Genomic DNA, 20650 nt, shown 5'->3' with positions numbered 1-20650 from the left:
TTTCCTGAGTATGGGTACGCCCATTGGTGATACTCAGGCAACAAGTAAACTTTGAGAATAATTCCGTATTATGACTGAACAATATAATGCTGGTGCCATTGAAGTACTGAATGGCTTAGAGCCAGTACGTCGCCGACCAGGGATGTATACGGATACAGCGCGCCCAAACCATTTGGGCCAAGAAGTTATCGACAACAGTGTCGATGAAGCGCTAGCCGGACATGCCTCAAAAGTACAAGTCATCCTACATGCTGACCAATCACTCGAAGTGATCGATGATGGTCGAGGCATGCCTGTTGATATCCACCCAGAAGAGAAAGTATCAGGCGTAGAGCTAATTCTATGTAAGCTACATGCGGGTGGTAAGTTCTCTAACAAAAACTACCAATTCTCTGGTGGTTTGCACGGGGTAGGTATATCTGTAGTAAACGCGTTGTCAAAACGCGTTGAAGTAACAGTTCGTCGTGATGGTCAAGTGTATGAAATTGCATTTGAACACGGCGAGAAAGTGTCTGATCTGACCGTAACTGGCACATGTGGTCGTCGTAATCGCGGTACCAGCGTACATTTCTGGCCTGATGCGAAGTACTTCGATTCGGCTAACTTCTCTGTGACGCGCTTAGTCAACAACCTGCGCGCAAAAGCGGTTTTGTGTCCGGGTTTAGAAATCACATTAACCGACAAAGTTAATGGCAAAGACTATAAGTGGTACTACGAAGATGGTTTGAAAGACTATCTTGCGGAAGGTGTAAAAGGCTATCCAGTTATTCCTGAAGAACCATTTACTGGTGAGTTCTTGGCGGATACTGAAGCGGCAAACTGGGCGGTAATTTGGCAGCCAGAAGGCGGTGAGATGATCACCGAAAGCTACGTTAACCTGATCCCAACCGCTCAAGGTGGTACACACGTTAATGGTTTACGCCAAGGCTTGTTGGAAGCGATGCGCGAATTCTGTGAGTTCCGTAATCTATTACCTCGTGGTGTGAAGCTAACGGGTGATGACGTTTTCGACCGCTGTTCTTACGTGCTGTCGGTTAAAATTCAAGATCCACAATTTGCAGGCCAGACCAAGGAACGTCTCTCTTCTCGTCAAACCGCGGCATTTGTCTCTGGCGTTGTAAAAGATGCGTTCAGTCTTTGGTTGAACGAAAAGCCTCAGCTCGCAGAGCAATTGGCAGAAGTCTGTATCGCTAACGCGCATCGTCGTATGCGAGCGGCGAAAAAAGTCGTACGTAAGAAAGTGGCTTCTGGCCCGGCACTGCCAGGTAAGTTGACCGACTGTTCTGCACAGGACTTAAGTCGCACGGAAATCTTCTTTGTGGAGGGTGACTCTGCGGGTGGCTCGGCAAAACAGGCACGTGACCGTGAATTCCAAGCCGTGATGCCACTGCGTGGTAAGATCTTGAACACTTGGGAAGTCTCTGCCGATCAAGTTCTTGCGTCTCAAGAAGTACACGATATCTCCGTTGCTTTGGGTATTGACCCAGATAGCGACAACCTCGAGAGTCTTCGTTACGGTAAGATCTGTATCCTTGCCGATGCGGACTCGGATGGTCTTCACATCGCAACGCTGCTTTGTGCTCTATTTACTCGTCACTTCCGCGCACTAGTGGAAGCGGGTCATATCTATGTGGCGATGCCGCCTCTGTATCGAATCGACTGCGGGAAAGAAGTGTTCTACGCCCTCGATGATGATGAAAAAGATGGCATTTTAGAGCGCTTGTCGAAGAAGAAAGCCAAAATCAACGTGCAACGATTCAAAGGTCTGGGTGAGATGAACCCACTTCAGTTGCGTGAAACCACCATGGATCCGAACACGCGTCGCTTAGTGCAGTTAACCATTGACGACTCTACGGCGACCATGGAAATGATGGACATGCTGCTAGGTAAAAAGCGTGCAGATGACCGTCGTTCTTGGCTACAAAACAACGGCGACTTGGCAGAGGTGTAACGGATGTCTACAGAAATTACCTACGATGGCGTCGAACAATTGCCAATGCGCAAGTTCACTGAAGACGCTTATCTGAACTACTCGATGTACGTAATCATGGACCGCGCCTTGCCATACATTGGTGATGGCTTAAAGCCGGTTCAACGACGCATCATTTATGCGATGTCAGAGCTTGGTCTCTCTGCATCAGCAAAATACAAAAAATCTGCACGTACCGTTGGTGACGTGCTAGGTAAATACCATCCGCACGGTGATTCAGCGTGTTACGAAGCGATGGTATTGATGGCTCAGCCATTCTCTTACCGCTATCCATTAGTGGATGGTCAAGGTAACTGGGGTGCGCCAGATGATCCGAAATCATTTGCGGCAATGCGTTATACCGAAGCAAAACTGTCTAAGTTTGCTGAAGTATTGCTTGGCGAACTTGGCCAGGGAACGGTTGAATGGCAACCTAACTTTGATGGCACAATGAAAGAGCCACAAATGTTGCCAGCACGTCTGCCTCACATCCTGCTCAACGGTGTAACCGGCATTGCCGTTGGTATGGCAACAGACATCCCACCGCACAACGTTCGTGAAATCGCAGATGCGACTATTCATTTGATCGACAACCCGAAAGCAGAACTGCCGGACGTGATGCAGTATGTCAAAGGTCCGGATTACCCAACAGAAGCAGAAATTATCTCGCCGCAAGCGGATATCGAGAAGATTTACCGCAACGGTCGTGGCAGCATCAAAATGCGCGCGGTTTGGCATAAAGAAGGTTCTGATATTGTTATCACTTCTTTGCCTCACCAAGTATCGGGTGCCAAACTGCTTGAGCAAATCGCTAACCAGATGCGTGCGAAGAAGCTGCCAATGGTTGACGATCTTCGTGACGAATCGGATCACGAGAACCCAACGCGTATCGTTGTGGTGCCTAAGTCAAACCGTGTCGATTGTGACTTGTTGATGAACCACTTGTTCGCATCAACGGATCTTGAGCGCAGTTACCGCGTTAACTTGAACATGATTGGTTTGGATAACCGTCCTCAAGTTAAAGGTCTGGTGCAAATTCTGTCTGAGTGGATCGAGTTCCGTCGTACGACTGTGCGTCGTCGTCTACAACACCGCCTAGACAAAGTCATGGCTCGTCTACACATCTTGGAAGGTTTGTTGGTTGCTTACCTCAACCTAGATGAAGTGATTGAGATCATCCGTACTGAAGACGATCCAAAAGCGGTGCTGATGGAACGCTTTGGTATTACCGATATCCAAGCGGATGCAATTTTAGATACCAAACTTCGTCATCTAGCGAAACTAGAAGAGATGAAGATCCGTGGTGAGCAAGACGAGCTAGAGAAAGAGCGTGAGAAGCTAGAACAGCTACTCGGTTCTGAGCGTCGTCTGAATACACTACTGAAAAAAGAAATCAAAGCAGACGCAGAGAAATACGGTGATGACCGTCGCTCTCCAATGGTTGAGCGTGCAGAAGCAAAAGCGCTGACTGAACGTGACCTCGTACCAAGTGAGCCAATCACGGTTGTGCTTTCTGAGAAAGGTTGGATTCGTCACGCGAAAGGCCATGACGTGGATGCCGAAGGCTTAAACTATAAGTCGGGTGATAAGTATTTAGCGCATGCTCGAGGTAAGAGTAATCAGCCTGCGGTATTCCTAGGTAGTGACGGTCGAAGTTACTCTCTGGAATCGCACTCACTGCCTTCTGCTCGTAGTCAAGGTGAGCCGATTACCGGTCGCTTGAATATTACGGCTGGTAGCAGTATTCGCCAAGTCATCATGAGTGAAGAAGATCAGCTGTGGCTGGTGGGTTCAGATGCAGGTTACGGCTTTGTATGTAAAGGCGCGGACTTGCTGTCTAAAAACCGCAGTGGTAAAGCGCTCGTCACTTTACCTGCCAACTCTGAGATCATGACGCCAAAAGAGATTGAAGATTTAGACTCTGATGAAATCTTAGCAATCACTAACCAAGGTCGCATGCTGCTGTTCCCAATCAAAGACTTGCCACAACTGGCGAAAGGTAAAGGGAATAAGATCATCAACATTCCTGCTGCTAAAGCAAAAGAGCGAGAAGAAGTACTATCTCACTTAATGTCTTTACCAAAAGGTGCATCGTTAACGCTGTACGCGGGTAAGCGAAAGTTGGGTCTTAAACCGTCTGACCTTGATAACTTCCGTGGCGAACGTGGTCGCCGAGGTGGGTTATTACCGAGAGGTTTGCAGCGAGTCACTCGCATTGAAGTTGAGCTAGATGATTCCGATACGACGGAAACACTGAGCGATAGCGAGTAACGCACAAATAAAAATCCCAGCCAATGGCTGGGATTTTTTATGCTTCTTGCTTGTCTTCAGCAATGGTGACTTTCAAGGTCATCTCTTTTCCTTTGCGAATAATGCCGACATCCACGGTGGTGCCAGGCCGTAAATCGGTGACGATATCCATAACGCTCTGACGCCCCTGAACCTTATTGCCATCAATACTGATAATGATATCTTGTTTTTGAAAGCCAGCCGCATTGGCAGGACCATTTGGATCAATACCAAGTACGACAATACCACCTATGTGTTCATTTCCAAGTAGGCGAGCAGTGACCGCATTAATGTCTTGGCCGTCGATTCCAATATAACCACGAATCACGCGGCCATCAGCGATGATTTTCTGCATGATCTTACTGGCTAGCGGCGCAGGGATCGCAAAAGAGATCCCGTAAGTTTCTAAATCTGTCGCTTGCTGAAAAGAGGCGGTATTAATGCCGACGAGCTCGCCTTGTGTGTTCACTAGGGCTCCACCAGAGTTACCTTCATTGATGGCGGCATCGGTTTGAATGAATGCTTGACGACCATCGCTAATAGATGAACGACCTGTGGCAGAAATAATGCCGAACGTTGTGGTTTGTCCAAGGTTGTATGGGTTACCGATGGCTAGTACTACATCGCCCACTTGTGGTTTGTAATTAGAGTTCAGAGGGATTACGGGCAAATTCGAACCTTCGACACGCAGCACGGCTATATCAGTACGCTTATCTGTCCCCACGAGCTGAGCCGCTGCGGCTCTGCCGTCTTGTAATGCCACAACAATTTGATCAGCTTGAGCAACCACATGATAGTTAGTAATGATGTAGCCTTTCTCACTAACAATGACCCCTGACCCCAGACCTTGAGTCGAGAGTTTACTGCGATCATTCTCAACATACTTACGACTGTAGATGTTTACTACGGCAGGCGCTGCTCTTCGGACCGCTTGATTAAACGTCAACTCGACTGATGCGATATTAACAGGTTGAGGATCAAGCGCGGCAGGAATTACGTTGTTGCGCAAAGATGGAACCGCCAGTAATACCACTGCGGCAGTAGCCAAGCCTAAAAAGACAGAACGTAATAAAAAGCTGAGCATATCCTCTCCATGCGTGAGCGCCAAAATGGCATCGAAGATGAAGAATAGCATTACATTGAAAAATAACAAAAGGGCAGCACGTCATCGCGCTGCCCTTTTCATTAGTTATTGAGCGATAAGGAAAAGTGATCGAGCCTTATCACTCAGTACTATGCATCGGAAACCTTATTTTCTATCACTTTGAAAGTGGTTAACGAATGACAAGATAAATAGTACGCTCACCACGTTGAATATTAAGAGCCAGTACACCTTTGTGTTTCTCTACGATTGTACGAAGCTCGGCAAGGTTTTTCACTCGTTGACGGTTCACACCGATAATAATGTCACCTTGTTGTAATTGATATTGAGCAGCCGGAGAGTTATCTGCAACGCTCGATACTTTAACACCTTGGATTACATCACTTGGTGTTGTATTGCTTAACTCCGCACCTTTGAGTCCCTCATGTAATGTCTCCGCTTTAGCTTTCATATTCGTAGATTCGCCAAGCGTTACATCAAAGGTTTTATTCTTACCATCTCGAACCACACCTAATGTGATTTCTTTACCTGCGCCCAGTGTTGCCACTTTTGCGCGGAGCTCTGAGAAAGTATTAATCGCTTTGCCGTTCACCGATACAATTACGTCACCGGCTTTTAACCCTGCTTTATCGGCTGCGCTGTCCGGTACGACTTGACCAATAAAGGCCCCTTTACTCGATTCGTAACCCAATGCATCAGCTAGCTCAGAGGTTACTTCGCCACCTTGCACACCCAACATGCCGCGTTTGACTTCACCAAACTCTAGAATTTGATCGGTGAGGTTTTTCATCATGTTTGATGGAATCGCAAAGCCAATACCCACATTACCGCCGTTAGGGCCTAAAATCGCAGTATTAATACCGATCAGCTCACCATTAAGGTTGACCAATGCACCACCAGAGTTACCGCTGTTAATTGCGGCATCGGTTTGGATGAAGTTTTCGAAGTTTTCAACGTTTAAGCCACTACGACCAAGGGCTGAAACAATACCCGAAGTCACAGTTTGACCGAGTCCAAATGGGTTACCAATCGCAACCGTAAAGTCACCGACACGCAGTTTGTCGGAATCCGCGACTTTAATCTGCGTTAAGTTTTTCGCTTTCTCTAATTTAAGTAACGCAACATCGGCCATTTCATCACCGCCAACGAGCGTAGCGTCATACTCGCGCCCGTCAAAGAGGCGAACTCGAATCTCATCTGCGCCCTTGATCACGTGGTAGTTAGTGACAATATGGCCTTTCTTCGCATCAATAATGACACCAGACCCTAAACCTCTGAACGGGCGCTCTCGCCTTTGTTCCATAGGAAAGTCTGGGCCAAAGAAAAATTGAAATTGCTCGGGAATGCGGCTGGTTTGTACTTGTTTACCTTCTACAGCAATACTCACAACAGCTGGGGTCACCTTCTCAAGCATTGGTGCCAAGCTAGGTAACTGTTGGCCATCCACATTCAAAGGTAATGCGGCAGTGGCTTGAACTGGGGCAATAATCGAACCCAAACTCAGAGATAGAACGGTGAGCGCAAGCAGTGGTTTTTTCATCCAATAACTCCTCTTGAAACATGTCTGCCAAAAAGAAATATCCGAACGGTTAGTTCACTTTGTTAATAACTAATATAGGGTCTAGTTCGGACAATCAAAAGGGGAGGCAGTGCACATCCAAGTTAGAGCGAAGGTGAGGTGAAAAAGTTCAAAAAAGGGCCGATACAAATGTATCGGCCCTAGATAGAAGTAAGAGAGGATTATGATGCTTTTGCGGTTACCGCTTCGGGAGCATTAATGATTTCTTTCTCTTGATCCTTCAAAAGACCGGTGGCGCCATTAGCGTAGTCTTTTGGTTGTTCGTTAAACTCTGGTTGATCTTCTGCAATAGTTTCAGACGACATTGCCGTTTTCTTATCAAACGGGTTGTCTTGTTCTGGTAAGTTTGGCAAAAGCTCAGAAGAGGTCTTGGCCATATGTTGGTATAGCTTGGTGTAATCTTTACCTAGGGTGTCCAACATTTCTGCGGTTTGTGCAAAATGATCGACGAGCTCTTGACGTTGTTGCTCTAATTCAAACTTGGCCGCTTCAAGTTCTTTCTGCACAGACTTTTGTTTCTTGTATTCAGGGGTGGTTAGTCTACTAATGACTACGCCTACGATTGTACCGACCAGCAAACCCACAATGGCATAAATCCAAGGCATAACTGCTCCTTATAGTTGTTTTAACAAGTCTTTTACTACTTAGTTACACGCGGTGCTCGTCCATGTTACTATGGCTTGAACAGCCGATAAAGAAAAATAGCAGTATGTCTTCGGGGACTGATAACTACTTCTCTCTATTCTCAAAGTTGACCCCGAGGTAACCCTTTTCTCTATACCTCTATACGACTTAATACGATGACACCACTACAACAATATCAAAAAGACATAGCAGAACACGGGTTTCAGCGTGATGAAGCTCAGTATCAAGCGGTCGTTGCATTAGACAAGCTTTACCATGCTATCGTTGAATTTCAGTCAGCGCCTGTGCCTCAGCTTTCCAAATGGCAAAAGCTAATGGGGAAAAAAATCGACAAGCCTGAACCACCAAAAGGCCTTTACTTTTGGGGTGGGGTAGGTCGCGGTAAAACCTACCTTATGGACGCATTTTTTGATGCTTTACCGACCCAAAGAAAAATGCGCGTCCACTTCCATCGATTTATGTATCGAGTACATGATGAGTTGAAGCTGTTAGGTGATGTCGAAAATCCGCTATCAAAAGTGGCGGATAAATTTAAAGAAGAAGCCGATGTGGTTTGCTTTGATGAATTTTTTGTTTCCGACATTACTGATGCGATGATCCTTGCAACGCTACTTCAAGAAATGTTCAAGCGGCAGATGATCCTAGTCGCGACTTCAAACATTGAGCCGCAGAACTTATATCGTAACGGTTTGCAAAGAGCGCGCTTTTTGCCCGCGATCGATATGATTTTGGCACGTTGTGAAGTGTTGAATGTCGATAGTGGCGTTGATTATCGCTTAAGAACGTTAGAACAGGCTGAAATATACCATTACCCGCTTGATGAGCAGGCTAGCATAAACCTTAACAAATATTATCAGCAGCTGACTGGAGAGCGTCAGTTTGTTGCTCATCAAATCGAAGTTAACCACCGTCAACTAGCGGTGATTGAAGCAAGCGATGGGGTGCTGCATGCGTCGTTTGCTCAGTTGTGTCAAACTGCTCGCAGTCAAAATGACTACATTGAATTGTCTCGTATTTACCACACGGTATTACTGGCAGATGTTCAACAAATGAACCGAAAAATAGATGATGCGGCGAGACGCTTTATCGCGCTGGTCGATGAGTTTTACGAGCGCAATGTTAAGTTGATTATTTCTGCTGAAGTGCCAATGGCCGATTTATATGCTGACGGGCAGTTAGAGTTCGAATTTAAGCGCTGTTTGTCTCGGCTTACTGAGATGCAAAGTCATGAGTATCTCGCGCGTGAACATTTGGCCTAGATCCAATGGGGTCTTAAAAAAGTGAAGAAAAAATTAGTGATTTGGCGCAAAAAAAGGTGATTTTTTCTTCGCTCTTCTCTATAATCCTGCGACCCACCGTTACTGCAGACCTGATTATCGAAGTTATTTCGAAATTGAAGGTCGAGAGTACCAACGACTCGAAGGGGTGATGACTGGGCTCTTAGACAGTGTGGGAGCACTATTGGGTGTTCCTTTAAAGTTTAAAATTTAATTAACGGGTTATTGTTAGCATGAAAACTTTCGTTGCTAAACCAGAAACTGTAAAACGCGACTGGTACGTTGTAGACGCTGAAGGTAAAACTCTTGGCCGTCTAGCAAGTGAAATTGCATCTCGCCTACGTGGCAAACATAAAGCTGAATACACTCCTCACGTTGACACTGGTGATTACATCATCGTTATCAACGCTGAGAAAGTTGCTGTAACTGGTAACAAAGCTAAGAACAAAGTGTACTACCGTCACTCTGAATTCCCAGGTGGTCTAAAATCTATCACTTTTGAAAAGTTGATCGATCGTAAACCTGAGATGGCTCTTGAGCTTGCAGTTAAAGGCATGCTTCCACGTGGTCCTCTAGGCCGTGCTATGTACCGTAAGCTAAAAGTTTACGCGGGCGCTGAGCACAACCATGTTGCTCAACAACCACAAGTACTAGACATCTAATTGGGGATTTCGAAAATGGCAGAGAATCAATACTACGGCACTGGCCGTCGCAAAAGCTCAGCTGCACGTGTTTTCATTAAACCAGGCAGCGGTAACATTGTAGTAAACAAGCGTAACCTTGACGAATACTTCGGTCGTCCAACAGCACGTATGGTTGTACAACAACCTCTAGAGCTAGTTGAACTAACTGAAAAGCTAGACCTTTACGTAACAGTTAAAGGCGGCGGTATTTCTGGTCAAGCTGGTGCTATCCGTCACGGTATCACTCGCGCGCTTATGGAATACGATGAGTCTCTACGTCCTGCTCTACGCGCAGCTGGCTACGTTACTCGTGACGCTCGTTGCGTTGAACGTAAGAAAGTTGGTCTACGTAAAGCACGTCGTCGTCCACAGTTCTCTAAGCGTTAATTTCCTCTTATCGGGAATTATGCTTTTCAGAGTTACTCTGGAAACTATGTACCAAAAGCTCGGCTCTATGCCGGGCTTTTTTGTATTTAAAGCAACGAACAGCCTTCACTTATCATCACACTCCGAGCAGGCCTTCTTATTCGTCCTCTTCGTCGAAAGGTTGCCAGTGCCGTTTTATATGTGTGCCTTATTTAATCGCGACTCACCACGCTTTCTCTTGCGATGCAGCATAGATGTATTCATCAGCAAGAATGTCTTTGTATCTTATTCTTCCTGTAACATGTTTTAAAATGACTTACGCTCCTTTTTGAGCATTCTGCGTGCTACAAAATTGAAAATATAAACACAGTAAGCTGAACGCGTAATACGAAATATTTCTCTGTGTAATTAACTGAAAACTACCAAGATAAAAGGTTTTATCTGCTTTCAGCGGGGCTTCTATGTGGTGCTTTCTTGTTACAAATCACATCAATTTTTTATAATTCTGCCGCTTTTGTGACGACGCGAGCGATTTGCCTCACAAATGTTACAAAAAGGTAGCTTTATCTTGTCAAAAAGTAGGGTTTTCTTTATCATTTCCCTCCAATAAATAGAACTAAATTCATTATTTGTTAGCCATGCTCTTATAAGCGGAATAATAACGATCCAAAGGGAGCAAATGGGAGAATGTTTGGATGAGCAACGCGCCTTTAAATAACGGTCGCAGGCGTTTTCTAACCGCTACAACGGCAGTTGTTGGTGGGTTAGGGGCAGTCGCCGTCGCCGTGCCTTTTATCAAATCATGGAATCCGAGTGCTAAAGCCAAAGCGGCGGGCGCACCGGTGGAAGTGGATATAAGTAAAATTGAACCAGGTCAGCTGGTTCGTGTTGAGTGGCAGGGAAAACCTGTATGGATTGTTCGCCGCACTCAAAGCGTTCTGGATAACTTAAAATCGATCGGTGATAAGCTTCGCGATCCACAATCTGAAATGGAGCAGCAGCCTGAGTACGCTCAGAATGAGTTTCGTTCGATTAAGGAAGAGTTTTTCGTCGCAGTTGGTTTCTGTACCCACTTAGGTTGTTCACCAACCTATCTACCTGACTCTTTCTCAGAGCAGGTGCAGGGCGTAAGATCTGGCTTCTTCTGTCCTTGTCATGGTTCTAAGTTCGACATGGCTGGTCGAGTGTTCCAAGGAGTACCTGCTCCGTTGAACCTTGTCGTTCCTAAGCACATGTATTTGAGCGATACAAAGCTCATTGTGGGTGTTGATGAGGGAGATGCATAATGCAAGCAATGTTAGATTGGGTTGAAAAGCGTATTCCTGCAATGAATGCTTATAAAAAGCATTTGTCTGAATACCCAATGCCTAAGAACTTCAACTTTTGGTACCTTTTCGGTTCTCTGGCGATGCTGGTTCTTGTTAACCAAATCCTAACGGGTATTTGGCTAACGATGAACTATGTTCCTTCAGGTGACGGTGCATTTGCGTCTATCGAATACATTATGCGTGATGTAGAGTACGGTTGGCTTCTGCGTTACATGCATTCCACTGGCGCGTCAGCGTTTTTCGTTGTTGTGTATCTTCACATGTTCCGTGGTTTGATCTACGGTTCATACCAAAAACCTCGTGAACTATTGTGGATCTTCGGTATGTTGATCTTCCTTGTTCTCATGGCTGAAGCGTTCATGGGTTACCTACTTCCATGGGGTCAGATGTCATACTGGGGTGCGCAGGTAATCATTTCCCTGTTTGGTGCTATTCCTGTTATCGGTGATGACCTAACGCTTTGGATTCGTGGTGACTACATCATCTCTGGTGCAACGCTAAACCGTTTCTTCGCACTACACGTTATTGCACTGCCTATCGTTTTGCTTCTTCTTGTTGTTCTGCACGTATTGGCGCTGCACGAAGTAGGCTCAAACAACCCGGATGGTATCGAAACTAAGCTGCCAAAAGGCTCAATGGGCGACGATTACAAAACGCAATTCAAGTTCCACGATTACTACACGAAGAAATATGACATCATTGATTCTATTCCTTTCCATCCGTACGGCACGGTTAAGGACTTGGTCGGTGTTGCTGGTTTCTTGTTCTTCTTCTGTTACGTGCTGTTCTTTAACCCAGAAATGGGTGGGTATTTCCTTGAGCCGCCTAACTTTGAAGCTGCAAACCCACTGAAGACACCAGAGCATATTGCTCCGGTATGGTACTTCACGCCGTTCTACGCAATCCTACGTGCGGTTCCAGACAAACTATTAGGTGTTATCCTAATGGGTGCGTCAATTGCAGTGCTGTTTGTTCTACCTTGGTTGGATCGTTGTAAAGTTCGTTCATACCGTTACCGTAGCAAACTTCATCTATTGAATATTGTACAGTTCACTATCGCCTTTATCGCTCTGGGTATTTTAGGTGCGTTACCTGCAACACCAACGTACACACTACTATCTCAGATCTTTAGCTTGTGTTACTTCATGTTCTTTGTGTTGCTGTTCTTCTACAGCAAAAATGAAGCAACCAAACCATTACCAGAGAGGGTGACATTCAAATGAAGAAGTGGATTGTAATTCTATTTGCTATGTTGCCATCACTAGCGATGGCAGCTGGGGCCAATGTTCCGCTGGATAAAGCGAATGTTGACCTTACGGATAAAGCTTCGCTACAAAACGGCGCGAAGTTGTTCATGAACTACTGTTTTGCTTGTCACTCTACGCAATACCAGCGTTACGAGCGTGTAGCAACAGACTTGGAAATTCCAACAGACTTAATGAAAGAAAACCTGATTTTCAATCCTGAAGCGAAAATCGGTGATCTAATGGTCAATGCTATGCCACCGAAGCAAGCTGCAAACTGGTTTGGTGCTCCACCACCAGATCTTACGTTGGTTGCACGAGTTCGTGGTGCTGATTGGTTATACACTTACTTACGCTCTTTCTATGTTGATCCATCTCGTCCATTCGGCGTGAACAATATCGTCTTCCCGAGTGTTGGTATGCCGCATGTGCTTGAAGAGCTACAGGGCATCCCGACGCCGATTTACGATACGAAAATCGTAGATGGCGAAGAAGTACAAGTTGTTGTTGGTACTGAAACCGATGGCACGGGTGAGCTGAGTGAAGGCGAATATGACAAAGCGGTTGGCGATCTCGTTAACTTCTTAGTTTATTCAGGTGACCCAGTGCAGCTTGAGCGTCACGCTCTAGGCTGGTGGGTAATGGGCTTCTTAGTGCTTCTAACCATCGTTGTTGTGATGCTCAAGAAAGAGTATTGGCGCGATGTGCATTAATTGTGCTAAAATACCGTGCTAATTCCCAATTTTAATTGATGTACAATGGAGGCTTAGCCTCCATTGTTTTTATTTGTAAGTGTACTGGAGGGCTCCATGGCTGTAGCTGCCAATAAACGTTCTGTGATGACTCTTTTCTCAAGTGCATCAGATTTGTATAGCCATCAGGTTCGCATTGTACTAGCTGAAAAAGGCGTAAGTGTTGAAGTTGAGCTTGTTGACGAAGCAAACCTTCCTGCTGAGCTTGTTGAGCTAAACCCATATAAATCAGTGCCAACTCTTGTTGACCGTGAGCTAGCTCTTTACGATTCAAAAATCATCATGGAGTACTTGGACGAGCGTTTCCCTCATCCACCTCTAATGCCGGTTTACCCTGTTGCTCGTGGCAACAGCCGCTTGATGATGTACCGTATCGAACGCAACTGGTATTCACTCGCTGAAAAAGTGATGAAAGGTAATGCGGAAGAATCAGAAAAAGCACGCACAAAGCTGCGTAATGATCTTCTGACGTTAGCGCCAATTTTTGCTGAATATGAGTACTTCATGAGCGAAGAATTCAGCTTGATCGATTGTTACCTAGCTCCACTATTGTGGCGTTTGCCTCAACTTGGTATCGATCTTGTTGGCCCTGGTTCAAAAGAAATCAAGGTATACATGAACCGCGTATTTGAACGTGATTCGTTCCTTGCTTCTTTGACTGAAGCTGAACGTGAAATGCGCCTAGTTCGCTAAGCGATTTAAAACACGTTATGGATATTGCAAAAATGACTGCTCGCCGCCCGTATATGCTTCGCGCATTTTACGACTGGTTAGTAGACAATGACTTGACTCCTCACTTGGTTGTGGATGCAACAATGCCAGGGGTGCGTGTCCCGGTTGAATTTATTCAAGATGGTCAAATTATTTTGAATATTGCGCCACGTGCAGTGGGTAATCTTGAGTTAGGTAATGATGCGATTACCTTCCATGCTCGCTTTAGCGGTCGTCCGCACTCAGTGATCGTGCCTGTGTATGCTGTTCAAGCTATTTATGCACGTGAGAATGGTGCTGGTACTATGTTTGAACCAGAAGAAGCGTACACTCACATCGAAGAAGAAGCGATGACCGAGGAAGAATCATCCCCATCGTTCACAACGGTTAGCGATGAGCCTTCTGAGTTAGTTTCTGATTCAGATGCCGAAGAGGACGATGCTCCTCGACCAAAAGGCAAACCAAGCTTAAGAGTGATTAAATAATAAAAAAGCAGCGTAACGCTGCTTTTTTCTTTTTAACTTGTTGAAGATGATTTCAAGCCAGACTTTGGAAATTACTCACTAATCGTAAAGACTTCGACGTTCTCTTCACTTTCTGTACTTGCCTCACTTTCTATTGTTTGTACACCGTCACTCGGTAAGTCTACTTCAACAGGCTCCATTTCGCCGTATTGGAACCCTTTAATGACTTGTTTTACGCCTGAGATATTACGCGCGATTTCTGTCGCTCGATCGCCTTGCTCTGGCGTGACATAACCAAACAGAAAAACGTCGCCATCTTCGGTGATCACTTTAACCTTAACACCATTAAGCTCAGAATCAGTAAGCAAAGCTGACTTTACTTTGGTTGTGATCCAGCTGTCATTGCTAATCTGGGTAACAGTGAGTGGCTCTTTTTGTTTGATTTGATTGTGTATGACTTTTACACCACTAACTTCTCGAGCCCTTCGCTCTAAAGCAAGGATAAGGTCTTGTGTCGGAGCTTGTCCCATAAGGACTACAGTCCCATTATATGAACTGGCAACGACACGAACTTCACCTTTAAACGGTGCTTTATTGCCGATCGCCGCAACTTCGAATTCGATGTTATTGTCCTGCCAGATTTGTTTTGTCGTGCGTGTGTCCGTGACAATATTCGCTGTGGTTGCTGCACCTGCGATAAACAAACCTGCGCAACCACTTAAACTCAATGCTGTTAATAAGATAACGAGGCTACGTATCATAATTCTGACTCTCAGTCTTGGTTACTCTTCGTGAGCAGGGAAAAGCACCTGGTCAATAAGATCACAAAGACAATGGAGTGTTACCATATGTACTTCGTGAATACGTGCAGTGCGGTGTGATGGAATACGAATTTCGACGTCGTTCTCACCGAGCAGTCCTGCCATCTCTCCGCCATCTTTTCCTGTTAGCGCGATAATCGTCATGTCTCGAGTTACGGCTGCTTCCATCGCTTTGATAATATTTTTACTGTTACCGCTAGTCGACATGGCAAGCAAAATGTCGCCTGGTTGACCAAACGCTCGTACCTGTTTTGAGAAGATTTCCTGGTAGTGGTAATCGTTGGCCACTGCGGTTAGGGTGGTATTATCGGCGGTTAAGGCCATTGCTGGTAAGCTAGGGCGCTCAGTTTCAAAACGGTTTAAAAGACAAGAAACAAATTGTTGAGCGTTTGAAGCACTGCCGCCATTACCACAACATAAAATTTTATTGCCATTAAGCAGGCTCGACACCATCGCTTGAGCTGCATGAGTAATGGCATCAGGCAGCGCCTCTGCTGCTGCGATTTGAATTTGAATACTTTCTGTAAAGCTGTCTTTAATGCTGTCTAGCATCGCTTATCCTTCAGAGATTGCGTTTTCTATCCAGTTGATATCTCGCCCATTATCATGAATGGCGATGACATCAAATCGATAATCGATATTGTGTTTTAAGCGCTTTTGTTGGCTAAGCCAAACTTGTGCGGTTTTGACTAGCTTGCGCATTTTAGCGTGCGTCACCATTTCTGCTGCCGAGCCAAAGTGATTGTTCTTACGGTATTTGACTTCAACAAACACAATAGTTTCACCTTGTTGGAAGATTAAATCAATCTCACCGACCTTAGTCAGAAAATTTTGTTCAATAAAGTTCAAGCCCTGGCGTTGTAAATACTGCTTCGCCAGAGCTTCATATTGATTTCCGATTTGTCGCTTGCTAAAGAGCCCCACGCTCAGCCCAGCTTAGCTCACGCTGTACAACACAATTATTGTCGATACTTAAAATACCGGTTTGGCCGCCAACTGAGTAGCCCGGAACGACCTTCATTTGTGGCAGCTCCCCAATCAATTTATACGCATCCATACCCAGTGCTTTCAAACGTTTTTCCATGTTAGATTGCTCTGACCACAGCTCGTTCATTTCAGCGGTCACGCTAGGGTCTGGGTCAATCAGTAATGGAATATCGCTGTAGATGATGCCTGTTAGATCTTCGTAAGTCGCGCCGCCACTGTTGCTACGCGAGCTAGAGAAAATTTGTGGCGCTTTGGCGTCTGGGTTAATCGCTACCTCAATAAACGGCTTGATCAAAGTCAGTTCCGTGCTTCTAGCAACAATATAAACCGCATCGACATCACGACGGCTACGTGGCTGTGTTTCAAGCTTGATACGCATTAGTGATTGCATCTGAGCAATACGTTGTTTGCTTTCTTGCAGACCAAATACTTCATTGATGTCTTTTTGAAGTTGGCGCTTGTCACCAAAATAACTTGCTGCGACTTTATTAGAGCTGTACTTGCGCCATTCTTTGTTGAACGCTTCAGTTACACGCTCACCAAAGCTGCCCTTTGGTGCCAGAATCAGAGGGAAGTTATAGCCTTCGCTGAACAAGTGTTTCGCTGCCTGTGCGGCTTCTTGTTCTGGTGATAATGCCAAGTAGCAAATATTGCTATCTGGTTGCACATCTTCGGGAATATTTAGCGCAAGGGCTGGAATCGTAGGACCATTTTCTGAGCCATCCATGGTTGTGTGCAATAGCTCAACGTTTTCTTTTTCTAGGGGACCAACAACAAAGTCGATGTTTTCATTGATCAAACGTTGTTTAATTTGGTCGGCGTTATACGCATTAGTGTCTATTACCGTGAGGGTAGCGCTTGGATCACGGTTACGATCATTCATCATAGCAAACACAAAACCATCACGAATTAATTGCGCTTGTGGCGAGAACTTACCAGTAAGCGGCAGTAACAAAGCGGTGTTGTTTGGTTTAACGATGTCTAGAGAGAGAATGTTTTGAATCTCTTCTGGTGTGTAGATAGCGGCTGGGTGCGATGGGTTCTCGTTTAACCAGCGTTCTAGGGTATTTTTTAGTTGGGATAAGTTGCCCGACAGCGTTTTCGCATAAATAGCGAGTTGTAGCCAACCATCCAAAACATCTTCATTTGGCTCTGTTTCTAATGAGGTCAGTTCGTACTCGGAGTAGCTGCCAAAGTTCATCCAAATACGGCTAGAAATCTCTCTCTGCTCCGCGGACGATGCATATTGGCCAAATGCAACCAGTTGGCGGTTTGCCTCAAACGCTTGGTTAAGACCTTGATAAGCGTCGGCACGCATCAAGTAATAGTCTTTCCATTGCTCATTTGGCAACTTCCACCAAGGTTTAAAATTCAACAATTGCAGCAACTGAGAGTAATTACCCTGTTTTTGCTGTATGGTCGCACGCGCTAGTTGCCACTCTGCTTGCTGAACTTCGGTTAACTGTTGACGAGCCAGGCGCTTGATCAACATTTCTGCTTGATCAAACTGGTTTGCTTGAATCGCGGCTTTGGTTGCCATGATCAACCAGTCATTTTGTAAACTGCCTTCCGTGCTATCAGCTTGGATCATATAGTTCTGAACAGACTGAGTAGGCTCAAGTGTTACATCAACGCCATCAGGCTGTCTTGGACCTGAAGAACAGGCGGCGAGCGTAATTGCTAGTGCAACAGGAGTAAGTATGCGTGGTACACTGAGTCTCTTATGGTTAATCATTGCCGTGAGTTCTCTATAATTTTGTACAAAATTGTCTCTATATTAATCGTTGAAGTGATGGTAAACAAATGACAGATAAAAATAAGTTGCCGAATGAGGGGCCAACTCTCTATATCGTACCGACTCCAATCGGAAATTTAGCGGATATCACCCAACGTGCTATCGAAATTCTGTCGACTGTGGACATCATTGCCGCTGAGGATACTCGACATACGGGCAAATTACTGTCTCACTTCAATATTCAAACCAAAACTTTTGCTCTACACGACCACAATGAGCAGCAAAAAGCACAAGTTTTGGTAGAAAAGCTGCTTTCCGGTCAGTCTATCGCATTAGTTTCTGACGCTGGTACGCCACTTATCAGCGACCCAGGATACCATTTGGTGACAAAATGTCGTCAAGCGGGCGTTAGAGTTGTGCCTCTTCCAGGTGCTTGTGCGGTCATTACGGCGTTAAGTGCCTCTGGCTTGCCATCGGATCGCTTTAGCTTCGAAGGTTTTTTACCACCGAAAAGCAAAGGTCGTAAGGATAAATTCCTAGAGATTGCTTCGGTAGAGCGTACGTGTATTTTTTACGAGTCACCGCACCGTATTTTAGACTCTCTACAAGACATGTTAGACGTTCTTGGCCCAGATAGAGAAGTTGTGTTGGCAAGAGAGCTAACAAAAACCTTTGAAACCATTCAAGGCATGCCGTTAGGTGAGCTGATTGAATGGGTGAAAAGTGACGATAACCAACAGCGTGGTGAAATGGTATTGTTGGTACATGGCCATCGTGAAACAACAGACGACTCACTACCTGAAGATGCTTTACGCACGTTAGGGATTTTGACCAAAGAGCTGCCTTTGAAAAAAGCAGCTGCTTTGGTGGCAGAAATACATAACTTGAAGAAGAATGCGCTATATAAATGGGGCTTAGAAAACTTAGACTAAGTGCCGCTAGCGAGATAAATGGTCAATGAGGGCTGATGTTTAGGCATCGGCCTTTTTATTATCTATTTTTGGCACGTTGACTAAAAAGTCATCACTTAGTGCATTCATTTCATCATATCTGTGATCTAACTAGACTCTGAAGTGAGAACTCTATACAATCCGCCCTCGGAGCTGACTGGGTAGTCGCTGCTTTGTTGATGTCCTTCGGGAGACTGACGTCGAAGTCCCTTTGGGAGACTGACGTTGACGTCCTTCGGGAGACTGACAAAGGGGAGGAAAGTCCGGGCTTCATAGAGCAAGGTGCCAGGTAACGCCTGGGGGGCGCAAGCCTACGACAAGTGCAGCAGAGAGAAGACCGCCGATGGCCCGTAAGGGTACAGGTAAGGGTGAAAGGGTGCGGTAAGAGCGCACCGGACGACTAGCAATAGTTCGTAGCAGGGTAAACTCCACCTGAAGCAAGACCAAATAGGCCTCCACATTGCGTTGCTCGCGTAAGGAGGCGGGTAGGTTGCTCGAGCCAGTGAGTGATTGCTGGCCTAGACGAATGGCTACCGCCGTGCAAGCGGAACAGAACCCGGCTTATGTGTCGGCTCCACCTATTCGAGACCCATCTCTACTTCGGTAGTGATGGGTTTTTTGCATTTAATTGACGCAAACTATGTCATTACCAATAAACTTGGCGTAAATCACGTCTAACTTTAGACTTGTGGTGGCGATGATGTAGGAAATCAGTACACTAAAGAATCGCTTCAAGATCATTCAACGAGAAAGCTATGACCGAAACCTTCCAACATATTTCCGTGTTATTAAATGAATCCATTGATGGCTTAGCTATCAAACCAGACGGCGTCTATATTGATGGAACATTTGGCCGTGGCGGTCACAGCCGGACAATTCTATCTAAACTCGGTGAAAATGGCCGACTGTACAGTATCGACCGTGACCCTCAAGCGATCGCTGAGGCAGGCAAAATCAATGACCCTCGCTTCACCATTATTCATGGTCCATTTTCTGGTATTGCTGAGTATGCTGAAGAGTATGGGCTAGTTGGAAAAGTGGATGGTGTTCTTCTGGATTTAGGCGTTTCTTCTCCTCAGTTAGACGACGCAGAGCGTGGCTTTAGCTTTATGAAAGACGGTCCGCTAGATATGCGTATGGACCCGACATCAGGTGTTCCAGTATCTCAATGGTTGATGGAAGCAGACCTCGATGATATCACTTGGGTCATTCGCGAGTTTGGGGAAGATAAACATGCGCGCCGTATTGCAAAAGCGATTGTTGCCTACCGTGAAGATGAAGAAAATGAGCCAATGGTTCGCACTGGTCAGCTGGCAAAATTGATTTCAGATGCCGCACCGAAAAGTTTTAAAGAGAAAAAACACCCTGCGACTCGTGCTTTCCAGGCTTTTCGTATTTACATCAACAGTGAGTTAGAAGAAATTGATACGGCACTTAAAGGCGCGGCGAGCATTCTTGCTCCTGAAGGCCGTTTATCTGTGATTAGCTTCCACTCTCTGGAAGACCGTATGGTCAAACGTTTTATCCGTAAAGAGAGCAAAGGGCCTGAAGTGCCACACGGTATTCCAATGACGGAAGAGCAAATTCGTGCTCTTGGTAGTGCGAATATGAAAGCGGTGAGCAAAGCGATTAAACCAAGCAAACAAGAAATTGAAATGAACCCTCGTTCGCGCAGCTCTGTGTTAAGAATTGCAGAAAAGCTTTAATTATTATGACGAAATCCACTCCTAATCTTGCTAAGTTGATTG

At 45.5% G+C, this 20650-nt stretch carries 19 protein-coding genes and 1 other RNA gene; 13 read left to right on the top strand and 7 right to left on the bottom strand.

Going from position 1 to position 20650, the window contains the following annotated elements:
* Positions 1 to 70: 70 nt before the first annotated feature.
* Together parE and parC are read left to right on the top strand one after the other, a co-directional pair.
* Positions 71 to 1951, top strand: coding sequence for a DNA topoisomerase IV subunit B (gene parE / locus IQR33_RS07170; protein ID WP_005387417.1), 1881 nt, complete (start codon positions 71 to 73; stop codon positions 1949 to 1951).
* A gap of 3 nt (positions 1952 to 1954) precedes the next feature.
* On the top strand, positions 1955 to 4240 hold the full coding sequence (parC, locus tag IQR33_RS07165) for a DNA topoisomerase IV subunit A (protein ID WP_130544765.1): 2286 nt from the start codon (positions 1955 to 1957) through the stop codon (positions 4238 to 4240).
* A 37-nt stretch (positions 4241 to 4277) separates the two neighbouring features.
* Here the strand turns inward: parC and degS are convergent, their stop codons facing one another.
* From degS to zapG, 3 genes are all read right to left on the bottom strand, one after another.
* Complete coding sequence (degS, locus tag IQR33_RS07160; protein ID WP_017633606.1) at positions 4278 to 5342, bottom strand: outer membrane-stress sensor serine endopeptidase DegS; 1065 nt, start codon at positions 5340 to 5342, stop codon at positions 4278 to 4280.
* A 190-nt stretch (positions 5343 to 5532) separates the two neighbouring features.
* Entirely contained in the window at positions 5533 to 6900 is a 1368-nt protein-coding gene (locus IQR33_RS07155; protein ID WP_025768400.1) for a Do family serine endopeptidase, read from the bottom strand.
* A 200-nt stretch (positions 6901 to 7100) separates the two neighbouring features.
* Positions 7101 to 7544 carry a Z-ring associated protein ZapG gene (zapG, locus tag IQR33_RS07150; RefSeq protein WP_005379861.1) on the bottom strand — a complete coding sequence of 148 codons (444 nt, stop codon included), beginning with the start codon at positions 7542 to 7544 and terminating at the stop codon, positions 7101 to 7103.
* A 195-nt stretch (positions 7545 to 7739) separates the two neighbouring features.
* On the opposite strand from zapG, the gene zapE reads away from it, so the two are divergent.
* From zapE to sspB, 8 genes are all read left to right on the top strand, one after another.
* A complete protein-coding gene (zapE, locus tag IQR33_RS07145) occupies positions 7740 to 8843 on the top strand; it encodes a cell division protein ZapE (RefSeq protein WP_137281704.1) in 1104 nt (367 codons plus the stop codon).
* 251 nt (positions 8844 to 9094) lie between these two features.
* Positions 9095 to 9523, top strand: coding sequence for a 50S ribosomal protein L13 (gene rplM / locus IQR33_RS07140; RefSeq protein WP_005372872.1), 429 nt, complete (start codon positions 9095 to 9097; stop codon positions 9521 to 9523).
* A 15-nt stretch (positions 9524 to 9538) separates the two neighbouring features.
* Positions 9539 to 9931, top strand: coding sequence for a 30S ribosomal protein S9 (gene rpsI, locus IQR33_RS07135; protein ID WP_005372876.1), 393 nt, complete (start codon positions 9539 to 9541; stop codon positions 9929 to 9931).
* A gap of 674 nt (positions 9932 to 10605) precedes the next feature.
* The gene (gene petA, locus IQR33_RS07130) at positions 10606 to 11196 is read left to right on the top strand and encodes a ubiquinol-cytochrome c reductase iron-sulfur subunit (protein WP_005372877.1); all 591 of its coding nucleotides are present in this window, start codon (positions 10606 to 10608) and stop codon (positions 11194 to 11196) included.
* Positions 11196 to 12461 (top strand): cytochrome b, encoded by a 1266-nt coding sequence (locus IQR33_RS07125; protein ID WP_005372880.1) that lies wholly within the window; start codon positions 11196 to 11198, stop codon positions 12459 to 12461. Before petA ends, IQR33_RS07125 begins: the two co-directional genes overlap by 1 nt.
* On the top strand, positions 12458 to 13195 hold the full coding sequence (locus IQR33_RS07120; RefSeq protein WP_005372881.1) for a cytochrome c1: 738 nt from the start codon (positions 12458 to 12460) through the stop codon (positions 13193 to 13195). Before IQR33_RS07125 ends, IQR33_RS07120 begins: the two co-directional genes overlap by 4 nt.
* Positions 13196 to 13291: 96 nt before the next feature.
* On the top strand, positions 13292 to 13927 hold the full coding sequence (sspA, locus tag IQR33_RS07115; RefSeq protein ID WP_005372897.1) for a stringent starvation protein SspA: 636 nt from the start codon (positions 13292 to 13294) through the stop codon (positions 13925 to 13927).
* A gap of 17 nt (positions 13928 to 13944) precedes the next feature.
* A complete protein-coding gene (gene sspB / locus IQR33_RS07110) occupies positions 13945 to 14430 on the top strand; it encodes a ClpXP protease specificity-enhancing factor (protein ID WP_005387408.1) in 486 nt (161 codons plus the stop codon).
* A 71-nt stretch (positions 14431 to 14501) separates the two neighbouring features.
* Here the strand turns inward: sspB and IQR33_RS07105 are convergent, their stop codons facing one another.
* From IQR33_RS07105 to IQR33_RS07090, 4 genes are read right to left on the bottom strand one after another with little or no spacing between them, the layout of a single operon-like run.
* Positions 14502 to 15170 (bottom strand): BON domain-containing protein, encoded by a 669-nt coding sequence (locus IQR33_RS07105; protein WP_017633609.1) that lies wholly within the window; start codon positions 15168 to 15170, stop codon positions 14502 to 14504.
* 21 nt (positions 15171 to 15191) lie between these two features.
* Positions 15192 to 15782, bottom strand: a complete 591-nt coding sequence (locus tag IQR33_RS07100) for a phosphoheptose isomerase (protein ID WP_005372901.1) — start codon at positions 15780 to 15782, stop codon at positions 15192 to 15194.
* Positions 15783 to 15785: 3 nt separating this feature from the next.
* On the bottom strand, positions 15786 to 16154 hold the full coding sequence (locus IQR33_RS07095; protein WP_005372903.1) for a YraN family protein: 369 nt from the start codon (positions 16152 to 16154) through the stop codon (positions 15786 to 15788).
* The gene (locus tag IQR33_RS07090) at positions 16141 to 17952 is read right to left on the bottom strand and encodes a penicillin-binding protein activator (protein WP_005372905.1); all 1812 of its coding nucleotides are present in this window, start codon (positions 17950 to 17952) and stop codon (positions 16141 to 16143) included. The genes IQR33_RS07095 and IQR33_RS07090 overlap by 14 nt, the downstream gene beginning before the upstream one ends.
* Positions 17953 to 18020: 68 nt before the next feature.
* Here IQR33_RS07090 and rsmI point away from each other — a divergent pair, with 68 nt between their 5' ends.
* From rsmI to rsmH, 3 genes are all read left to right on the top strand, one after another.
* Entirely contained in the window at positions 18021 to 18884 is an 864-nt protein-coding gene (gene rsmI, locus IQR33_RS07085) for a 16S rRNA (cytidine(1402)-2'-O)-methyltransferase (RefSeq protein WP_005372907.1), read from the top strand.
* A 167-nt stretch (positions 18885 to 19051) separates the two neighbouring features.
* Positions 19052 to 19482: RNase P RNA component class A (gene rnpB, locus IQR33_RS07080), an RNA gene on the top strand.
* Positions 19483 to 19657: 175 nt separating this feature from the next.
* Positions 19658 to 20608, top strand: a complete 951-nt coding sequence (rsmH, locus tag IQR33_RS07075) for a 16S rRNA (cytosine(1402)-N(4))-methyltransferase RsmH (protein WP_005372918.1) — start codon at positions 19658 to 19660, stop codon at positions 20606 to 20608.
* Positions 20609 to 20650 lie beyond the last annotated feature (42 nt).

The organism is Vibrio sp. OPT46, assembly GCF_015163535.1.
Lineage (GTDB): Bacteria > Pseudomonadota > Gammaproteobacteria > Enterobacterales > Vibrionaceae > Vibrio > Vibrio alginolyticus.
The sequence above is the reverse complement of the archived record's forward strand: the minus strand, read 5'-3'. Positions and strand labels throughout refer to the sequence as shown.

Bases quoted from the DNA above. Each gene is read 5' to 3' on its own strand.
- parE (WP_005387417.1), top strand. From the start codon at position 71: ATGACTGAACAATATAATGCTGGTGCCATTGAAGTACTGAATGGCTTA.
- parC (WP_130544765.1), top strand. From the start codon at position 1,955: ATGTCTACAGAAATTACCTACGATGGCGTCGAACAATTGCCAATGCGC.
- degS (WP_017633606.1), bottom strand. From the start codon at position 5,342: ATGCTCAGCTTTTTATTACGTTCTGTCTTTTTAGGCTTGGCTACTGCC.
- IQR33_RS07155 (WP_025768400.1), bottom strand. From the start codon at position 6,900: ATGAAAAAACCACTGCTTGCGCTCACCGTTCTATCTCTGAGTTTGGGT.
- zapG (WP_005379861.1), bottom strand. From the start codon at position 7,544: ATGCCTTGGATTTATGCCATTGTGGGTTTGCTGGTCGGTACAATCGTA.
- zapE (WP_137281704.1), top strand. From the start codon at position 7,740: ATGACACCACTACAACAATATCAAAAAGACATAGCAGAACACGGGTTT.
- rplM (WP_005372872.1), top strand. From the start codon at position 9,095: ATGAAAACTTTCGTTGCTAAACCAGAAACTGTAAAACGCGACTGGTAC.
- rpsI (WP_005372876.1), top strand. From the start codon at position 9,539: ATGGCAGAGAATCAATACTACGGCACTGGCCGTCGCAAAAGCTCAGCT.
- petA (WP_005372877.1), top strand. From the start codon at position 10,606: ATGAGCAACGCGCCTTTAAATAACGGTCGCAGGCGTTTTCTAACCGCT.
- IQR33_RS07125 (WP_005372880.1), top strand. From the start codon at position 11,196: ATGCAAGCAATGTTAGATTGGGTTGAAAAGCGTATTCCTGCAATGAAT.
- IQR33_RS07120 (WP_005372881.1), top strand. From the start codon at position 12,458: ATGAAGAAGTGGATTGTAATTCTATTTGCTATGTTGCCATCACTAGCG.
- sspA (WP_005372897.1), top strand. From the start codon at position 13,292: ATGGCTGTAGCTGCCAATAAACGTTCTGTGATGACTCTTTTCTCAAGT.
- sspB (WP_005387408.1), top strand. From the start codon at position 13,945: ATGGATATTGCAAAAATGACTGCTCGCCGCCCGTATATGCTTCGCGCA.
- IQR33_RS07105 (WP_017633609.1), bottom strand. From the start codon at position 15,170: ATGATACGTAGCCTCGTTATCTTATTAACAGCATTGAGTTTAAGTGGT.
- IQR33_RS07100 (WP_005372901.1), bottom strand. From the start codon at position 15,782: ATGCTAGACAGCATTAAAGACAGCTTTACAGAAAGTATTCAAATTCAA.
- IQR33_RS07090 (WP_005372905.1), bottom strand. From the start codon at position 17,952: ATGATTAACCATAAGAGACTCAGTGTACCACGCATACTTACTCCTGTT.
- rsmI (WP_005372907.1), top strand. From the start codon at position 18,021: ATGACAGATAAAAATAAGTTGCCGAATGAGGGGCCAACTCTCTATATC.
- rsmH (WP_005372918.1), top strand. From the start codon at position 19,658: ATGACCGAAACCTTCCAACATATTTCCGTGTTATTAAATGAATCCATT.